The organism is Bacillus safensis FO-36b (assembly GCF_000691165.1).
GTDB classification, from domain to species: domain Bacteria; phylum Bacillota; class Bacilli; order Bacillales; family Bacillaceae; genus Bacillus; species Bacillus safensis.
In genome coordinates this window covers 599150-617844 of sequence record NZ_ASJD01000002.1, presented here as the reverse complement: position 1 = coordinate 617844, position 18695 = coordinate 599150, and the positions used below count along the sequence as shown (strand labels likewise).

Below are 18695 nucleotides of genomic sequence, written 5' to 3'. Positions count from 1 at the left end.
GCATGATGAGGTGAACAATTTGTTATGATAGAAGAAAAAGGGGGCGTATGAATGGATCGAGAGAAACAACAGCTGAGTATTGAAGCGGCAAGGCTTTACTATTTGTCTGATTACAGCCAGCAGGAAATTGCCAAACAGCTCGACCTGTCGAGACCGACTGTATCTCGGCTGCTTCAATATGCGAAAGAGAAGGGGTACGTCCAGATTACGGTGATGGATCCGTTTGAAGATTTAAATGAGCTTTCTTCATTGCTCAAGGAAAAATATGACCTGCTCGAAGCTCATGTGGTGTTTTCGCCGAAGGACGACTATCCAACCATCACCGATTATTTGAGCCGATTTGGTGCAGATTACTTGCAAGAAACGGTGAAAGACGGTGATATCGTTGGCGTGAGCTGGGGAACGACTATGTATCAAATTGCACAAAAGATGCAACCTAAACAGGTAAAAGGTGTAGAGGTTGTCCAGCTCAAGGGTGGAATCAGCCATTCTCATGTGAATACATATTCTGCGGAAACCATCCAGCTGTTTGCTGAGGCCTTTCAAACAGCACCGCGCTATTTGCCGCTTCCTGTTGTATTTGATAGTGCTGCCGTCAAGGAAATGGTTGAGCAGGACAGACATATTCAGCGAATTATTGAAATGGGCAAGCAGGCGAATATCGCTGTGTTTACTGTTGGAACGGTAAGAGATGAGGCGCTATTGTTTAGACTAGGTTATTTCCGTGAAGAAGAAAAAGCGCTCCTCAAGGCATCCAGTGTCGGAGACATTTGCTCGCGTTTTTATGATCAAGATGGACGCATTTGCAGTGAAGCCATTAACAATCGCACAATTGGCGTGGAGCTAGATGATTTAAGGACGAAAGAACGATCCATTCTTGTCGCTGGCGGTCATCGAAAGGTGGCTTCTATACACGGCGCACTAAGAGGAAAATATGCGAATGTATTGATCATCGATCAGCACACAGCGAGGGCTCTTTTAAATGTCACAAAATAGATGAACAAAATTTCATAACCGTGTTTACAATTGTTCATCCGTCATATATGATGAAAGTATCATAATTAAAAGGAAGTGTGAAGCATGACGATAGCAAAGCTCATTGATCATACAGCACTAAAACCAGATACAACTAGAGCTGCAATTATGCAGTTACTTGAAGAAGCAAAGACTCATCAATTTGCATCTGTTTGCGTAAACCCAACTTGGGTATCTCTAGCGTCGAAAGAACTAGCAGGAACAGGTGTAGATGTATGTACAGTCATCGGTTTCCCGTTAGGCGCAAACACAACAGCGGTAAAAGCATTCGAAACAAAGGATGCCATTGAAAACGGTGCCACAGAAGTGGACATGGTCATCAATGTTGCGGCATTGAAAGACGGCGAATATGATGTGGTTGAACAAGATATTCGTGCAGTTGTAGACGTAGCAAAAGGCAAAGCATTAGTGAAAGTCATTATTGAAACATGTTTACTTACTGATGAAGAGAAAGTCAAAGCTTGTGAGCTTTCAGTGAAAGCCGGCGCTGATTTTGTGAAAACATCGACTGGATTTAGTACAGGCGGTGCGACTGCTGAGGACATCGCATTAATGCGTAAAACAGTAGGACCTGACATCGGTGTGAAAGCATCAGGCGGCGTGAGAACAAAAGAAGACGTTGAGGCAATGACAGCAGCAGGTGCTACCCGTATTGGCGCTAGTGCAGGCGTTTCCATTATCAAAGGGGATCAATCAGCTCCTTCGAAAGACTATTAATTCATACGATCCTATGGTAGGATAACATTCATGACTCATAAATGATGAAAAAGTCATATGCGGAAGGATCTCACTTCTGGGAATTTCTTCCGCATTTTGTTTACGAAATAGGGATTGTTCCATACAAGCACATTAATGTAAACGAATTCATTCAAGGAGGAAAAACATGAAATACGTGATTGGTATCATCGGTTTGCTAGTGATTCTCGCCATTGCATGGCTGGCTAGTAATGGGAAAAAACGAGTGAAATTCCGTCCAGTAATTGTCATGATTGTACTGCAATTTATTTTAGGTTATATTCTGCTCAATACAGGTGTTGGAAACTTCCTAGTCGGAGGTTTTGCAAAAGGATTCCAAATGCTTCTAGGCTATGCCGGTGAAGGAATCAACTTCGTATTTGGCGGGTTAATGAATGATAAAGCGTCCACTTTCTTCATCAACGTCTTACTGCCGATCGTCTTTATCTCGGCGTTAATCGGTATCCTGCAGCATTGGCGTATTCTTCCGCTTATCGTACGCGGAATCGGATATTTGCTTAGTAAAGTAAACGGTATGGGGAAACTAGAATCTTACAACGCAGTAGCGTCTGCGATTTTAGGTCAATCAGAAGTCTTTATTTCTATTAAGAAACAGCTTGGATTATTACCTCAGCAGCGTCTTTATACATTATGTGCATCTGCAATGTCGACGGTATCGATGTCGATTGTTGGTGCATACATGCAAATGATTAAACCAGAGTACGTGGTTACAGCACTTGTGCTGAACCTATTTGGTGGATTTATTATCGCATCGATCATCAATCCATATGAAGTGTCTAAGGACGAAGACATGCTTGAAGTCGTCGAGGAAGAAAGACAATCCTTCTTCGAAATGCTTGGCGAATACATTATGGATGGTTTCAAAGTAGCGATTGTTGTTGCTGCAATGTTGATTGGATTCGTTGCATTAATTGCGATGATTAACGGTATCTTTACAGCAGTCATTGGTGTTTCTTTCCAAGATGTACTTGGATATGTCTTTGCTCCATTTGCGTTCCTTGTTGGTGTACCTTGGAGCGAAGCGGTACAAGCAGGAAGCATTATGGCAACCAAAATGGTATCGAACGAATTTGTTGCGATGCTCGCTCTATCTGGAGACGGTCTGCATTTCACTGCTCGTACAGAAGCGATCATTTCTGTATTCCTTGTATCATTTGCGAACTTCTCTTCTATCGGTATCATTGCTGGAGCAGTCAAAGGCTTAAACGAAAAGCAGGGGAACGTCGTCGCACGATTTGGATTAAAGCTGTTGTTCGGTGCAACTCTTGTCAGCTTCTTAACAGCAGGTGTAGTCGGTTTAATTTTCTAATTTAAAAAAAGGAATGGTGAAAACAATGAGAATGGTAGATATCATTGCGAAAAAACGTGACGGAAAAGAATTATCTTCAGAGGAAATTTCTTTCTTTGTCAAAGGTTATACGGATGGAACAATTCCTGACTACCAAGCAAGTGCCTTGGCTATGGCAATTTTCTTCCAAGATATGACGGATCAAGAACGTGCAGACTTAACACTCGCTATGGCGAACTCAGGAGATACAATTGACCTGTCTGCCATTGACGGTATTAAAGTAGACAAGCACTCAACAGGCGGAGTAGGCGATACAACAACGCTTGTACTCGCCCCTCTTGTTGCAGCACTAGATGTACCTGTTGCGAAAATGTCTGGGCGCGGCCTTGGGCATACAGGCGGTACAGTGGACAAGCTTGAAGCGGTGAAAGGCTTCCACGTAGAAATTACAAAAGACGAATTCATCGAGCTCGTGAACCGTCATAAAGTAGCGGTCATTGGGCAATCAGGCAACCTGACACCAGCTGATAAAAAGCTGTATGCTCTTCGTGATGTGACAGGAACTGTTAACTCAATTCCGCTTATTGCAAGCTCCATTATGAGTAAGAAAATCGCTGCTGGTGCAGATGCGATTGTACTTGATGTGAAAACAGGCGCAGGTGCTTTCATGAAAACACCAGAAGACTCAGAAAAGCTTGCAAAAGCCATGGTTCGCATCGGTAACAACGTAGGCAGACAAACAATGGCGGTCATCTCTGATATGTCTCAGCCGCTAGGATTAGCGATTGGGAATTCCCTTGAAGTGAAAGAAGCGATTGACACACTTAAAGGCGAAGGCCCTGAAGACTTAAACGAGCTTGTGCTCACATTAGGAAGTCAAATGGTCGTTCTTGCGAAAAAAGCAGAAACGCTTGATGAAGCAAGAGAAAAGCTGATTGAAGTGATGAAAAACGGCAAAGCACTTGAGAAATTCAAGGAATTCTTAAAAAACCAAGGTGGAGACAGCTCAATTGTGGATCAGCCTGAAAAACTGCCGCAAGCACCTTACAAAATTGAAGTACCTGCCAAAGGATCAGGTGTCGTAGCTGAAATCGTCGCGGATGAAATTGGTGTTGCAGCGATGATCCTTGGAGCAGGACGCGCAACAAAAGAGGACGATATCGACCTATCTGTCGGCATCATGCTGAACAAAAAAGTGGGAGATCGTGTTGAAAAAGGAGATTCACTTGTGACTCTGCATGCGAATCGTGAAGATGTTGCAAATGTCATGGAGAAAATTTATGACAACATCCGCATTGCTGATCATGCCGATGCACCAACATTGATCCACACGGTCATTACTGAATAAAGAAAAAGGACAAAAGCGATTCGTCGCTTTTGTCTTTTTTTATGGTTATTTTAGGCGCGTCTTTTTCTATTGAAATAAAAAAATTCACTTTATGAAACAAACCTCTTGCAATCATCAAACAATGGGTGTATATTAATTGACGAGTCAATGATTGATATATCAAGTAATTGATTTCTGAATAGAAAAGAGGGGATGGCATTGACTGCATTTTGCTCTGAAGAGGCAGAGATATTATATCGTTTGCAGTGCGTGAACCGTATGATGGGCGTGAAGTTCGAAGCATGTACGGGCATCAGCCAATCAAGACTTGAGTTGCTATCGCTGTTATTCCAAGCCGATGAAATCAGCCAATCAGATTTGCAGAAAAAAGTAAATATTGATAGTGCAGCTGTGACGCGTCATTTAAAACAGCTGGAAACAAAAGGAATGGTCACACGCAGAAGAAAACCAGAAGATAATCGAGTCACACTTGTCCGCTTAACAGAAGAAGGCAGAACGAGAATCGAAGCTTCTAAAATAGAAAAAGAACGATTTATCTCAGAAATGCTTGAAAACGTAAGTGAAGAAGAACGAAGGCTTCTCACTGATGTGCTCATCCGTATACAACAAAACATCGAAAAGATTCAAACAACCTAAAGGAGTGTTACACATGGCTACAACATTAAAAACAAACGATTTTATGGAAATTATGAAAGGGCGCCGCTCTATTCGTAACTATGATCCATCTGTGAAAATCAGCAAAGAAGAAATGACAGAGATTTTAGAAGAAGCAACAACTGCACCATCATCAGTAAATGCACAACCTTGGCGCTTCATGGTGATTGACAGCCCAGAAGGAAAAGAAAAGCTTGCACCACTTGCAAAATTCAACCAAACTCAAGTGTCAACATCAACAGCTGTCATTGCAGTTTTTGCAGATATGAAAAACAATGAATACTTAGAAGAAATTTATTCAAAAGCAGTAGAAAATGGCTACATGCCGCAAGAAGTGAAAGAAAGACAAATTGCTGCATTAACTGCACATTTTGAAGCTCTTCCAGAACAAGTGAATCGTGAAACAATCTTAATTGACGGTGGACTTGTGTCTATGCAGCTTATGCTTGCTGCACGTGCACACGGTTATGATACAAATCCAATTGGCGGATATGATAAAGAAGTCATCGCTGAAACATTTGGATGGGATAAAGAACGTTATGTACCAGTCATGCTTCTGTCCATTGGGAAAGCGGCTGACGAAGGTTATGCATCTTACCGTTTACCGATCGACCGTATCACAGAGTGGAAATAATTTTTAAAAAAAGGGAGACGATCACATGATCATTATTCATGCAGGGATGACCATTCATCCAGAAAAAGAAAACGTATTTTTAGAAGAAATCAACGAATTAATGAAAGCTTCACAGGCTGAAGAAGGCAATGTTTCCTACAAGCTGTTCAAGGATACAGAAAAGGAAAATACATTTTTAATGGTAGAAGTGTGGAAAGATGACGCTGCGGTTCAGAGCCATAATGCAAGTGCTCATTTCCAGGCTTTCGTAGCGAAGGCAAAAGAATTCTTAGCCGCTCCACTTGACGTGGTTGCCTTTCAAGGCCAGCAGCTTTCATAGAAAAACAACAAACACCCTAGGCGGTTATCGCCTAGGGTTCTTTTATTTTCGACATATGGTTCCACCCATTTCATTCACGTATTGTGCATTTTCCACAAAATTTCTGAAAATAAAATGTTTTTCGACTTAACTATATTGGAATATGCTAGAATTAGATATTATTTATTACCAAAATAGGGAGGAACCAATATGAAAAAAGGGAAATGGACGAAAATTGCACTAACCGCTGTCCTAAGTTTAGGCACATTGACAGCTTTCAGCACCCCTCTATCTGCCCACACCACAGAAAAATCAACATCCTCAGATGGCGGTCATTATTCAGGTATTCCATTTGACTCAAGTGTCGTGAATGAAGACCGTCTTATCAAAGCCTTGAAAAAACAAGGAAAGATCAAAAAGAATGCCAATGAGGCAGAAACCCAAAAAGCATTAAAGAACTATCTAAAGAAAAAAGAAGAATCGGCAATGAAACAAAGTGCCAGCACCTTAACAGAAGAGCCTGAATTCCTGAAAGAATACAAACAAGAGGTACATAACAAACTTGCCAAAAAGAAAAAATTAAAGAAGCATAAAGGAAAAGAAGGCAATCAAGTAAAACCGGTCAAAAAGGAAAAGTATAAAGGTGACGTCCGCAATGATAAAGTATTGGTTTTATTAGTAGATTTTAAAGATTATAAGCATAATAGTATCAAAAAAGAAGAGACTGATATGTACTATGACAAGTACGATCAACAGCACTATCAAGATATGCTTTTCGGAAAAAATGGCTACATCGGTCCAGATGGGAAACGGAAAGTATCCATGAAGCAATATTATGAAAAGCAGTCTGGCGGCAGTTACACAGTTAGTGGAACAGTTGCAGGATGGTATACAGCGAAGCATGAAGCAGCTTATTACGGCGGGAACGTACCTGACGATTCAGGCAGTGACGGCAGACCGCGCGAATTGGTGAAAGAAGCACTCGAAGCAGCAGCAAAAGATCCGAATATTGATCTCAGCGAGTATGATCAATGGGATCGCTATGATATTGATGGCGACGGGGTTTATAACGAGCCAGACGGCATCATTGACCATCTGATGGTCGTTCACGCCGGCGTAGGTGAAGAAGCAGGTGGCGGACAACTTGGCGCTGATGCGATTTGGTCACACCGCTGGTCACTTGGTGATGTATTTGAAATTCCGGATACTGAATCTGAAGTCGGACAAGGCGGGAAATTAGGTGCTTTGGATTACACCATTGAGCCTGAAGATGGAGCAGCAGGTGTGTTCACACATGAATTCGGACATGATCTTGGTCTTCCTGACGAGTACGATACACAGTACACAGGCAGAGGAGAGCCCGTTTCTTACTGGTCGATTATGTCAAGCGGAAGCTGGGCAGGTAAAGTTCCTGGTACAGAACCAACAGGCTTTAGCCCATATGCGAAAGAAATGCTTCAAAATTTGCATGGGGGCAACTGGCTTTCTGGACAAACCATCGATGGTAAAACATTAAAGAAAAGCAAAACAGTATTAATTGATGAAGCAGCAACAAAAGGAACGAACCATGATGCCGTTCGAGTCGATTTACCAGATAAAGAGATTGTCGTCACGACACCTGCTCAAGGGAAATATTCGTACTTCAGCGGAACGGGTGACAATTTGAATGCAACCATGACGACAACAGGTATTGATTTGTCAAAAGTAAGCAAAGCAGAGCTGACATTTAAAGCATGGTACGATATTGAAGAAGATTATGATTATGCGTATGTCGAAGTGCGTGAAACAGGGACTGATCAATGGAAGACCATCGCGGGTAACATCACGAATGATCGAAATGAAGCAGGTGCAAACGAAGGCAATGGCATCGACGGAAAATCAGACGGCTGGGTAGATGCAGCCTTTGACCTGTCTGCTTATGCAGGGAAGAAAATCGACCTGCAATTCCGTTATACAACTGATGCAGGCTATTCACTTCCAGGCTTATTCGTAGATGACCTGAACATCACGGCAGATGGAGCGAAAGTATGGTCAGATGATGCCGAGGGCACGTCTACTTTTACCTTTAATGGATTCTCAAAATCTAATGGAAAACAATATGCAGCACAATACTATTTACTAGAGTGGCGCTCTTATGCTGATGTCGATAAAGGCTTAAAGCATATTAAACGCGGGGCAAGTCTGATGAGCTATAATAACGGGTTGGTCGTTTGGTATGTCGATCAATCATACAGTGATAACTGGGTAGGAAAACATCCGGGGAACGGATTCCTTGGCGTAGTAGATGCAGATCAGCAAGTATTAAAATGGAGTGACGGTTCCATTGCCGCCACAGGGTTCCAAGTACATGATGCAGCATTCTCTTTGAATCCAAGTACGAAGCTGAATATAGATTATACAGCAACAACGGGCTTAACTTTGCAAGATCGCTACATTCGACCGGCTCGTACATTTAGTGATAAAAAGAACTATGTGAATCCAAACAACCCAGATGCAGGACGCGATGTACCGACATATGGGTTATCCTTTAAAGTCGTTGGACAAAGTAAGGATCGTTCTGTTGGAAAGGTATTAATTTCGAAAAGTAACTAAATAGAAAGCCGGATTCTACCATTGAATCCGGCTTTTTGATATGTGAGAAAAGGATTGTGAGGGCACGATTGTTTTTTAAATCGAATGTCTGTTCTTTTTTATTTTGATATCCGAATGAAACCATTATATAATAGACACTGGAAGGTTTTTCTTTCAACCATGATTCTTTTTAGCTGTTAAAACAAAGGAAAGGATGAGCGTTACCAATGAGTTGTGTCACTGCCAAGCAATTAAAGGTGATTCGAGGGACGATGCAGACTTTTTGCAGCCATTTGGAGTATGATGGCCACGGTAAGCTTCATATCAATACCATCATGGCTTTTATTAAAAAGGAATTCGGCGTGAGAAAAATGAAAGACATTCCACAAAGTCGCTTTACAGAAGCGCTAGAATTAATACAAGACTTTGATTTATACACGGACAAAATAGAGATTCGTGACCGTCTATCAGAAAGGAATTAACTAAATTGAATATTTTAGCAATGATTTTAGTAGGAATTGTCGCATTAGAACACATTGTCATCATGTTATTAGAAATGTTTTTTATGGAATCAAAGATGGCGAAGCGATCTTTTAAGCTGCCAGAACACTTGCAAAAAGATCCAAATGTCAAAGTAATGTTTGCCAATCAGGGGCTTTATAACGGGTTTTTAGCTGCAGGACTCATTTGGGGGCTCATTCTTGGATCGAATACCGTTGGATATATGATTCAGCTGTTTTTCATTCTTTGTGTGATCATCGCAGCAGTATTTGGCGGTGTAACATCCAATAAATCAATTATCATCAAACAAGGAGTACCAGCACTGCTCGCACTCATTGCACTGATGCTGGCGATCTAATCTTAAATAAAGCCGCCCCTGGTGAGGGCGGCTTTTATCTTTTTCGAAGACCCATCAAACGAATAATGGATGTCAGACAAAGGGCAACGGCAACGGCCAAAATGATTTTTCCGTACATGACCCCCGTTAGGTTCATCAAAAAGACGGCCAATATAATACAGAGCGTGATGATGATCATCACAATCGAATAGGTTTTCATCTCTTTTCCACTCCTTTAAAAATCCCCTCATGTGACGAGAGATCTGTCAATCTTTCCTCATATTATATCACTCAATGACAATTTTACATGAAATTCCCTACCAATAGAATGTGACATATTGATTAGATTTCGAGTCATACCATATTTTTTAGAAAATCGGGTATAACATAATGAGCTGGCCTAAAGTCATATTGCTTGATATTTAATTGTGCAAAATATAAAATAACCACAGGATAAATCGAAAGGATGATCAAGATGAGTAAGAAAGTGTTATTAGTATCGACAAGCAGCCCAGAAATGAATGGACATCCAACAGGCTTATGGCTAGAAGAGTTGGCAGAGCCATTTCATATCTTTAAAGAAAATGAACTAGAAGTACAAATTGTCTCTATTCAAGGTGGCACTGTACCAATTGACAAAAATTCAATTCCTGAAGGTGTCCCAGCGCAATATCAAGATGTATATGAATTACTTCAAGACACAAAGGCGCTTACAGATGTGAATCCCGCTGATTATGACGGAATTTTCTTTGCTGGAGGGCACGGCCCTATGATCGACTTTGCGTCTAATCAACTGGTAGCGGATGCGATCTTAGCAGTTTCAGATAAAAATGGTGCGATCGGAGCCGTTTGTCATGGTGTTTCAGCATTCGTTGATGTGAAGGATGAAAATGGCAAATCATTTATCGAAGGCAAAAAAATCACAGGCTTTACAAACGAAGAAGAGGAAGCCGTGCAGCTGACATCAAAGGTTCCATTTTTATTGGAAACAAAACTTCGTGAGCAGGGGGCAGCGTTTGAAAAAGGAGACGCCTTTGCGCCATTTGCTGTCGTTGACGGACAAATCATCACTGGACAAAACCCGGGATCAAGTGCAGAAACAGCACGCTTGTTTGTCAAAACTATTGCATAAAACGATCAAAAACCAGTCGTGACTCATGTGGCTGGTTTTTTTGTTATAAAAATGTCCCAAAAAAGACCAAAACAATAATTAGAATAATGGTAAAATAATCACAGGGTAAAAAACCCAAATGAGGAAAAAGGGGATGTTCCTGTGAGAGCATTTTATGTCAAAATCACCGCAGCTTTACTATCTGTTTTACTCGTCGCAACAGGTTTGTTGTCACCAGCATTAAAAGCAGAAGAAGCACCGAAATCAGAAGGGAAAATATCACCACTGACGGAAAAAGCGATTCAGCAAGTGCAAGAATCGTTTGAAAAGCAGGATGAAGGAACCGCTATTCAACAGAAGCAAGTGAAAAAATCATTTAAAGTGAATAAGAAGAAAGGAATCAGTATCAAACGAAAAGCTGCTAAAGAAGGCAAAATGCGCACGTCTGCCGTTCGCTCCATTGATGGACTAGCTATTAATCAATCGGCTGTCTTAACAGAGGACGACCCAGTTGATTTATGGTTTTTAAGCACATCTTCACCTCAGGCACTCATCAGCCGGATTACCTCTTCAAACCCTGATTATTTTGTTCAATTATTTGTTGTTGATTATGAAACAGGACAAGCCTACCCGACAGATTTGATTCAACCGGCAGGCAGCCTGCTTGGATTGACCAGCTTACCAGCAGGTGATTATGCATTCGGTATTACAAGCGGCGGAGAATTTGGAGATTCCTACACGATACAAGTAAATGCAAAAAACCCGCCCAATTTCACGGGGGCTGTATCTCTTTCGTCCACCTTGCAATATTTTGTAGCTGAGTATGCAAACGGTGATGTATTTGCAAATGGTACAAAAGTATACAATAAGCAAACAAAGACAGCAAATTATGAATGGGAGCGTGTTTTTTATTTCTCTTATGATGGAAAATACGAACAAAGAACTCATTCAATCTCAAGTGTGAAAGTAAAAAACATTTCGGCTCCTGTGTCATACTCAGCTCCTTATGCGAGCTCCTCAGAAGCCATCCTCGTTTACTTAGATGTTGAGACATTGTTTATGTACCATCAATCATCATATGCAAGCGGGCAATATTACCATGATACCTTTGTTGATACACTCGGGAAGACAACACCAAGACGCTTAGATATTGATGATATGACAAATTACGGTGATCATATTTTAGCTGTAGATTTAAAAACAGGAAAGCCGATTGATTTCTTCAGTGTGCTGAATTTCTACTATGCTGCAGGGATCGAGAAGCTGCCAACAATCAGAACGTTGAATTAAGAAAGGCGGTTGACATCAAATCGCCACATGTGTAGAGTAAAGATAATTAAATGACAAAAGTCCACTAGGGGAGTCATGTATGACTGAGACAAGAGAAAATCTTGGACCCTTTGAACCTGATCTAGTTCGTACTAGCGGAGGGAAGTGGAGCTGGACCTTGTCTTATTCATGATTGAATTGATAAGAAGGCCGCTCCATTTGGGGTGGCTTTTTCATTTATTCAACTGAAGAAGAGGAGGCTTTTTTTATGACATTTTCTACGCAATTAAGGAAAGAAGCAGAACCGTTATTTGAAGCCATTTATCAGCATCCGTTCGTCAGAGGCCTGGCAGCAGGAAAGCTGGAAAAGGAACAAATCATTCATTACGTCAAACAAGATGCAGAATACTTACAAGCATTCATTAAAATTTATGCAGCAGCGCTCAGCAGATGTACAGACAGAGAGGATATTGCGTTTTTTCATCAGCAGATTGCGTTTGTACTAGATAGTGAGACGCACCCTCATCAAAACCTTTGCCGAGTGGCAGGAGTAGCATATGATGAGCTCCAAGGTGCTTCTTTGGCTCCGAGTGCTCATCACTATATTCATCACATGCTGCAAGTTGCGCAAGAAGGCACGCTTGGTGAAATCATCGCTGTCCTGCTTCCATGTCCTTGGACATATTGGGAAATAGGGAAGCGAATGCTTACAGATGTGCAGCCGGACCCGTCACATCCGTTTTATGAGTGGATCACGTTTTATGGAGGATTAACCGATTCTGTCACAGGTGAGCTTTGCAAGCGGCTCGATCAGTTGGCGGAAGCAGCAAGTGAGAAGGAAAAGGAAAAAATGAAACAGCATTTTATCTTAAGCTGCCAGCTCGAGTACAAGTTTTGGGAAATGGCCTTCACTGTTGAAGAGTGGCCAGTTCAACTGGAGGTGCATTCATCATGACATGGAAGATGAAAGAAGTCGTCCTTGCGGTGATTTTATCCGTTGCTTGCGGTGTGATCTATTTAGGATGGTCCACGCTATACTTACCGATTACAGCACTTGTTGGCCCAGCAGGAGGCAACATCATGTTTGGAATATGGGTCATTGCCAGTCCAATCGTTGCGTATATCATTCAAAAGCCGGGGGCTGCCCTGATTGCAGAAACAGCCGCCGCGGCTGTGGAATTATTGACAGGAAGCCACTTTGGACTTTCAGCTCTGCTGATTGGTGTATGCCAAGGGCTTGGGGCAGAAATCGCCTTTGCTCTTTTTGGTTATAAACGGTATCGCATGTGGACACTGATGCTCTCTGGTGCCTTTGCCGCTATCGGAGCGATGGCGTATAGTCTCGTGGCAAATGGCTTCGGATATTATACGCCTCAAGTTTTACTTATGACGCTTGTGACTCAAATCATTAGTGGAATGATACTTGGCGGATGCCTTGCGAAAGTGGTGGTGGACGCACTATCCAAAACTGGTGTACTGAATCAATATGCCATCATGAAAGAAAAACGAAACAAAGGTGAACAGCATGAATTCATTTCTCGCGTGCAATGAACTCTCTGTCCGTTTTTATGAACAGCCTAAGCCAGTTTTGCATCAAATCTCCCTTACGATTCAAAAAGGGGAAAAGGTGCTTATTTTAGGACCGAGCGGAAGCGGGAAATCTACGCTCATTTCGGTTCTGGCTGGAATCATTCCAGAGCATGTGGAAGCAGACATGCAGGGCGAAGTGGTGCTGCAAAGACATACAGGCGTCATGTTTCAAGATCCAGACTCTCAGTTTTGTATGCACCGCGTCAATGAAGAAATTGCCTTTAGCTTAGAGAACCGTTCCGTCCCTCGTGAAGAGATGGATGACATCATTCAGCAGCTCATGCAAAAAGTCCAACTGAATGTCGATCCGCATACAGAGATTCACACTTTATCTGGCGGCATGAAGCAGCGATTGGCACTTGCTTGTCTACTCGCATTACAGCCGGATGTTCTATTATTTGATGAACCGACCGCACAGCTTGACCCGGCAGGTAGAATGGACATATTTCAACTGCTGCAGCAGCTTGCAGCCGATCAGCATCAGACCATGATTTTTGTAGAGCATGTGCTTGATGGTGTCATCGAATGGATGGACCGGGTGATTTTATTAGATGATCAAGGCAGCATTTTAGCAGATGGAGCTCCAAATGATGTGCTCGCGGCATATGAGGAAGAAATGAAAGAGGCAGGAATTTGGCGGCCTAAATTATTTCCCGAGAAATGGTCCACGATCATTCAAGATCCATTTCATCCACTGAGTCAAACTTTTATGCAAACCTTTAAAGCACGAAAAGACCAGCGTGAAAAAGTGCCATCAATCGAACGAAAGACAATGATTCGTACAGAAAATCTGCAATTAAGCTACGGGAAAAAAAGGATTATGAGTGATCTCCAGCTTGATATCAAATCAGGAGATTGGGTGGCGATCATTGGGGAAAATGGAAGTGGAAAAAGCACACTTCTCAAACATTTGGTTCGTTTAGAGCCAACGAAAAAAGGCCACATTTTCTTAAAAGATACACTCCTAAAAAAGTGGTCAGACCGAGAACTATATGAAAAAGCAGGCTTTGTGTTTCAAAATCCGGAGCTTCAATTTATACAAGACACAGTATTCGATGAAATTGCCTTTGGCGGCAGACAGCGAAACTGGCCAGAATCTGTCGTACAAGAAAAAACGGTTCAGCTGCTGGAAGAGTTCGGTTTAGAGAAGCATGCAAAAGCACATCCCTTCACCTTAAGTTTAGGGCAAAAAAGAAGATTGAGTGTTGCCACGATGCTCCTCTTTGATCAAGATGTATTGCTGTTAGATGAACCGACTTTCGGGCAGGATGAAAAAACGGCGAAGGAATTGATGAGGCGTTTAAAAGAGCGTCAGCGCCAAGGCACTACCATTGTGATGGTCACACATGATATGGAGCTTGTCGATGAGTGTGCCGATCAAGTGCTTCTGTTTCATCAAGGGAAGCATGTGTATGATGGCACCCCTTATGATTTATTTTCAAATCAGGAACTTGTTGATACTTATCGGCTAAGAGCTCCTTTGCATTATCGCTATGTGGCAGAAAGAAAGGACGTGCTGACGATTGCAAAGTAATCATTCCTTTCTTTCTACTGTGAATCCAGTCATGAAATTACTCGCTCATCTGCTTGCGATGTGCTGTCTTATGGCGATTTCTGACCCTAAAACAACCTTTATCATTTGGCTGTTTGCTCTTGGCATTGGAGTTGTTTTAGGTGGTTGGAATATGAAGTATCTCGTTACAAGGCTTGTCCCTTATCTGCTCTTTTTTATTCTCGTGTTCTGGATGATGGCGGCCTTCGGCAAGGGAGATCATACCGTTTGGAAGTGGGCGTGGTTTCATATCACAGAGGAGAGTTTAAGAAATGGGCTCACCATCGCTTTTAGAATGCTTGGATTTGTGACATTTGGTCTCCTTTTTACGTCCACAACAGATTTGACCGCATTTATGATGAGTCTGATTCACCAATGCCGAATGTCCCCAAAATGGGCGTATGGCATGCTTGCCGGCTTCCGGTTTATTCCGTTATTTCAAAGTGAATTAAAACAAATGAAAGCTGCACATAAAATCAGAGGCTACAAGCAAAAAAACAGCTGGAAAGCCTTTATGCGTTATGCATTGCCCCTTTTTACACAAGGTGTACGAAAATCAGAGCGCTTAGCGATTGCGATGGAAGCCAGGGGCTTCATAGGGACGAAAGAGCGAACGTATTATCATAACATCAGCACCTCATGGATTGACTATATGTATCTTTTTCTCATCGGTATCAGTGTCTTCATGTGCATTTACTTTGTTTAAAAAACACCCACATTCTCTTGATAGAATGTGGGCTTTTTATATGTCTTAGGTCATTTGATTGATATTAGTGCACATTACAGGCTGTAATAGATCATATAACGAACCGATAAAGAAGGTGTACTGAGAAATAGAGAGGATGAACGTAAGCGAATGTCACAGAGAATTGATAACATAATAGACGCTTTACCAATCATTGGACTTGCTATGAGAGAGCAGCTAACCTTTTCTGTTTTAGGGAAAGAGAAGGTTCTTTATTATCAGCAGCATGGGAATATTGATTTAGGATTTAAAGCTGGTGATGCACTAGATGCTGGATTCCAAAACTTTGCGATGTTGAAAAATGGGAGAGAACCATCGTTTATTCAAATTCCAAAAGAAGTATACGGGATTCCAATGGATATCGTAGCCGTTCCAATTTCTGATGAATCAGGTCAAGTGGTTGCTGCCTTCTGTGTGGCATATGACCAAACGAATCAACAACGATTAGATCACATCATGACGGAGAGCAACGAAGCTTCCGAAAAACTAGTCGCAATGGTACAGCAGGTTGCCGCACATTCAGAGGAACTACAAGCGACAAGTGAACAAATTCTACAAAATACGAAAACCACTGTCGAAAATTCCTCTAAAATCAATCAAGTGTCCAATCTCATCAAAGGTATCTCTGATCAAACGAACTTACTTGGACTCAACGCATCAATAGAAGCTGCAAGAGTAGGGGAAGCAGGAGCAGGTTTTGGAGTGGTCGCAACAGAAGTGAGAAAGCTGTCAACTCACGCGAAACAAGCGACGACTGATATTGAAACAGCCCTAAAAGATGTGCAGGGATCGATCAAAGGAATGGAAGAAGAAATTGCGCAAATTGTCGCTTCCTCTGAGCATCAGGCAGAGCTAGTAGGCACTTTCACAAAAATTATTGAAGGTCTTCACGAAACAAACGAAACGATGAAAGCATTAGCAAACGACTTAGTAAACTATCAAGTGAAATAAAAGAACGACAAAACCTCCAGCTGAATCGGAGGTTTTTTTACATTTTAAGAAGAGAAACTTGTTAGGATTTTGACCGATTTATCACTGACAGCCAGGGTACACTTCTGTATGATAGAAAAAGAGAGACAAGTTTTGGCATTAGACCTATTCATAAGGAGGAAGATCATCGTGACACAATCAGCGAAGCTGCAGGAAATACTTGCACCCTACCGTCCGTTGTTAGATGAAACGGAAAAACCAATGATTCAATTACAGATGAAACAAGGAAAAACAGGACCATACGACAGCAAAATAGCTGGTGATCCTTACTTCCCCAAAAACGACGAATATCCAGTTGACGGCGAAGGACATCCTATGAAACTTTTGGCCCAAATTAATTTCGGCCAGCTGCCCAAGCTGAAGGATTATCCAGAAACAGGACTTTTGCAAGTATTTATTTCTGTGCATGATGATCTTTATGGGATGAATATTGACCATAAAACAGAGCAAAAAGATTTTCGCATCAAATTTATTGAGGAACCTTTCTTGGCAGAAGAAGAGTTAATGACTGATTTTTCTTTTGTGGAAATTCCAGATGATTTTTATTTTCCTGTGACGAAGGAAGGTGCGATCACAGGTGAATTATCAAGCGAAACGATCAGTGTAGGAGATTTCCGCTTTGAAAAAGTCACAGGAAAGAACAGCTGGGACCTATTCGAAGATGCAGATGGTGTTAATGGCGATGAAGCAGATGCCCTGCTGGATGAGTTTTATGAAACAGCGAGTGGCTTTGGTCACAAATTGGGCGGGTATCCAGGGTTTACACAAGAAGATCCGCGTACCTATGTAGATCAAGAACATACCGTTCTGTTATTACAAATTGACTCAGATGATGAAGTAGATCTGATGTGGGGAGATTGCGGTATTGCCAACTTTTTTATCAAACCAGAAGACCTTAAACGAAGAAATTTCGAGAATGTCGTCTATAATTGGGACTGCTCTTGATTTTGTAAAATACACACTTTAAACACTCTTTTTAGAGTGTTTTTGTGTATTTTTTTAGACTTTTTTGCCCCTATTTCGTCATTTTTGAGAGGTAATATGTCATTCTTTCTAGTTGACCGTATCAAAAAAAAATGTAAAATCATCTTAAAGTCCTCTTTTTTGAAAATAATAATAACATGACATATGAATCAACGATAAAATGCTCGAAAAAGCGGAATGTACTGGGGGGTATCAATTGATCATTTCTAAAGTAATCAATAATAATGTTGTCAGTGCATATGATGACGAGCAGCATGAGCTGGTCATTATGGGCAGAGGGATCGCGTTTCAAAAGAAAAGCGGAGACCCGATTGACGAAGAACGAATCGAAAAAGTATTTTCTATTCAAAATAAAGATATATCAGAAAAATTCAAAACCCTGCTTTATGATATTCCAATCGAGTATATGCAAGTGTGTGAGGCGATTATTGAGCATGCGAGAACAACCCTTAACAAAAATTTAAATGACAGCATCTATGTGACGCTGACGGATCATATCACCTTTGCCATTGAACGTCATCAAAAAGGAATGGACATCAAAAATGCCTTGCTCTGGGAAATCAAACGGCTGTATAAAGATGAGTTCAGATGCGGTTTAGAAGCTATTCGGATCATTGAGGACAAGCTGAGCATCCATCTTCCTGAGGATGAAGCCGGCTTTATTGCCATGCATATTGTCAATGCAGAGCTCAATGAAGAAATGCCAAACGTTATTCAAATCACCAAACTCATTCAAGACATTTTAAACATCGTTAAGTATCACTTTCAAATTGATTTGGACGAGGAATCATTAAATTATTTCCGTTTTGTTACGCATTTGAAGTTTTTTGGTCAGCGTCTGTTTAACGAAACACAGATGGAAAATCAAAACGAGTTTCTGTATGAAGTGGTAAAAGAGAAAAACACCGCAGCTTTTCAGTGCGCAGAAAAAATTAACGATTATGTTCAAAAAGAATACAACCGAAGTCTCATAGAAGATGAAATGCTATATTTAACTTTGCATATAGACAGAGTAATAAAAAGAAAATAAAT

Annotated in this window: 19 protein-coding genes, 1 pseudogene and 1 riboswitch; of the genes and pseudogenes, 19 read left to right on the top strand and 1 reads right to left on the bottom strand. The window is 41.4% G+C overall.

Annotation, left to right across the window (positions count from 1 at the left end):
* Positions 1-51: 51 nt before the first annotated feature.
* The 10 genes and pseudogenes from deoR to BA81_RS07515 all read left to right on the top strand — a co-directional run bounded on the left by deoR (position 52) and on the right by BA81_RS07515 (position 9443).
* A complete protein-coding gene (gene deoR, locus BA81_RS07560) occupies positions 52-996 on the top strand; it encodes a DNA-binding transcriptional repressor DeoR (protein WP_034281387.1) in 945 nt (314 codons plus the stop codon).
* 84 nt (positions 997-1080) lie between these two features.
* Positions 1081-1752, top strand: coding sequence for a deoxyribose-phosphate aldolase (gene deoC, locus BA81_RS07555; RefSeq protein WP_034281386.1), 672 nt, complete (start codon positions 1081-1083; stop codon positions 1750-1752).
* Between the two features lie 166 nt (positions 1753-1918).
* Complete coding sequence (locus BA81_RS07550) at positions 1919-3100, top strand: NupC/NupG family nucleoside CNT transporter (RefSeq protein WP_034281385.1); 1182 nt, start codon at positions 1919-1921, stop codon at positions 3098-3100.
* A gap of 25 nt (positions 3101-3125) precedes the next feature.
* Positions 3126-4427, top strand: a complete 1302-nt coding sequence (locus BA81_RS07545; protein WP_034281384.1) for a pyrimidine-nucleoside phosphorylase — start codon at positions 3126-3128, stop codon at positions 4425-4427.
* Between the two features lie 151 nt (positions 4428-4578).
* Positions 4579-5063, top strand: a pseudogene (locus BA81_RS07540) (MarR family winged helix-turn-helix transcriptional regulator).
* A 13-nt stretch (positions 5064-5076) separates the two neighbouring features.
* A complete protein-coding gene (locus BA81_RS07535; RefSeq protein ID WP_034281382.1) occupies positions 5077-5715 on the top strand; it encodes a nitroreductase family protein in 639 nt (212 codons plus the stop codon).
* A 25-nt stretch (positions 5716-5740) separates the two neighbouring features.
* Positions 5741-6034, top strand: coding sequence for a putative quinol monooxygenase (locus BA81_RS07530; RefSeq protein ID WP_024423933.1), 294 nt, complete (start codon positions 5741-5743; stop codon positions 6032-6034).
* Positions 6035-6223: 189 nt separating this feature from the next.
* Positions 6224-8605: an immune inhibitor A domain-containing protein gene (locus BA81_RS07525; protein ID WP_034281381.1), complete on the top strand. Its 2382-nt coding sequence runs from the start codon at positions 6224-6226 to the stop codon at positions 8603-8605.
* Between the two features lie 206 nt (positions 8606-8811).
* Positions 8812-9066 (top strand): ORF6C domain-containing protein, encoded by a 255-nt coding sequence (locus tag BA81_RS07520; RefSeq protein ID WP_012011773.1) that lies wholly within the window; start codon positions 8812-8814, stop codon positions 9064-9066.
* 5 nt (positions 9067-9071) lie between these two features.
* On the top strand, positions 9072-9443 hold the full coding sequence (locus BA81_RS07515) for a DUF1304 domain-containing protein (protein ID WP_034281380.1): 372 nt from the start codon (positions 9072-9074) through the stop codon (positions 9441-9443).
* A 34-nt stretch (positions 9444-9477) separates the two neighbouring features.
* Here BA81_RS07515 and BA81_RS19715 read toward each other — a convergent pair whose 3' ends face one another.
* Complete coding sequence (locus tag BA81_RS19715) at positions 9478-9642, bottom strand: hypothetical protein (RefSeq protein ID WP_003214630.1); 165 nt, start codon at positions 9640-9642, stop codon at positions 9478-9480.
* 255 nt (positions 9643-9897) lie between these two features.
* Between BA81_RS19715 and BA81_RS07510 the strand changes: the two genes are divergently transcribed.
* The 9 genes from BA81_RS07510 (at position 9898) to licT (ending at position 18693) form a co-directional block, all read left to right on the top strand.
* A complete protein-coding gene (locus BA81_RS07510; RefSeq protein WP_034281379.1) occupies positions 9898-10554 on the top strand; it encodes a type 1 glutamine amidotransferase domain-containing protein in 657 nt (218 codons plus the stop codon).
* Between the two features lie 141 nt (positions 10555-10695).
* Positions 10696-11823 (top strand): hypothetical protein, encoded by a 1128-nt coding sequence (locus BA81_RS07505; protein ID WP_034281378.1) that lies wholly within the window; start codon positions 10696-10698, stop codon positions 11821-11823.
* A 56-nt stretch (positions 11824-11879) separates the two neighbouring features.
* A riboswitch (TPP riboswitch) is annotated at positions 11880-11983 on the top strand.
* 87 nt (positions 11984-12070) lie between these two features.
* Positions 12071-12757, top strand: coding sequence for a thiaminase II (gene tenA, locus BA81_RS07500; protein ID WP_025093767.1), 687 nt, complete (start codon positions 12071-12073; stop codon positions 12755-12757).
* A complete protein-coding gene (locus BA81_RS07495; protein WP_025093768.1) occupies positions 12754-13353 on the top strand; it encodes an ECF transporter S component in 600 nt (199 codons plus the stop codon). The genes tenA and BA81_RS07495 overlap by 4 nt, the downstream gene beginning before the upstream one ends.
* On the top strand, positions 13328-14926 hold the full coding sequence (locus BA81_RS07490; RefSeq protein ID WP_034281377.1) for an ABC transporter ATP-binding protein: 1599 nt from the start codon (positions 13328-13330) through the stop codon (positions 14924-14926). The genes BA81_RS07495 and BA81_RS07490 overlap by 26 nt, the downstream gene beginning before the upstream one ends.
* Positions 14916-15650, top strand: coding sequence for an energy-coupling factor transporter transmembrane component T family protein (locus tag BA81_RS07485; RefSeq protein ID WP_034281376.1), 735 nt, complete (start codon positions 14916-14918; stop codon positions 15648-15650). Before BA81_RS07490 ends, BA81_RS07485 begins: the two co-directional genes overlap by 11 nt.
* Before the next feature lie 150 nt (positions 15651-15800).
* The gene (locus BA81_RS07480; RefSeq protein WP_034281375.1) at positions 15801-16640 is read left to right on the top strand and encodes a methyl-accepting chemotaxis protein; all 840 of its coding nucleotides are present in this window, start codon (positions 15801-15803) and stop codon (positions 16638-16640) included.
* Positions 16641-16808: 168 nt separating this feature from the next.
* Positions 16809-17624, top strand: a complete 816-nt coding sequence (locus tag BA81_RS07475; RefSeq protein ID WP_034281374.1) for a YwqG family protein — start codon at positions 16809-16811, stop codon at positions 17622-17624.
* Positions 17625-17859: 235 nt separating this feature from the next.
* Positions 17860-18693: a BglG family transcription antiterminator LicT gene (gene licT, locus BA81_RS07470; protein WP_034281373.1), complete on the top strand. Its 834-nt coding sequence runs from the start codon at positions 17860-17862 to the stop codon at positions 18691-18693.
* Positions 18694-18695 lie beyond the last annotated feature (2 nt).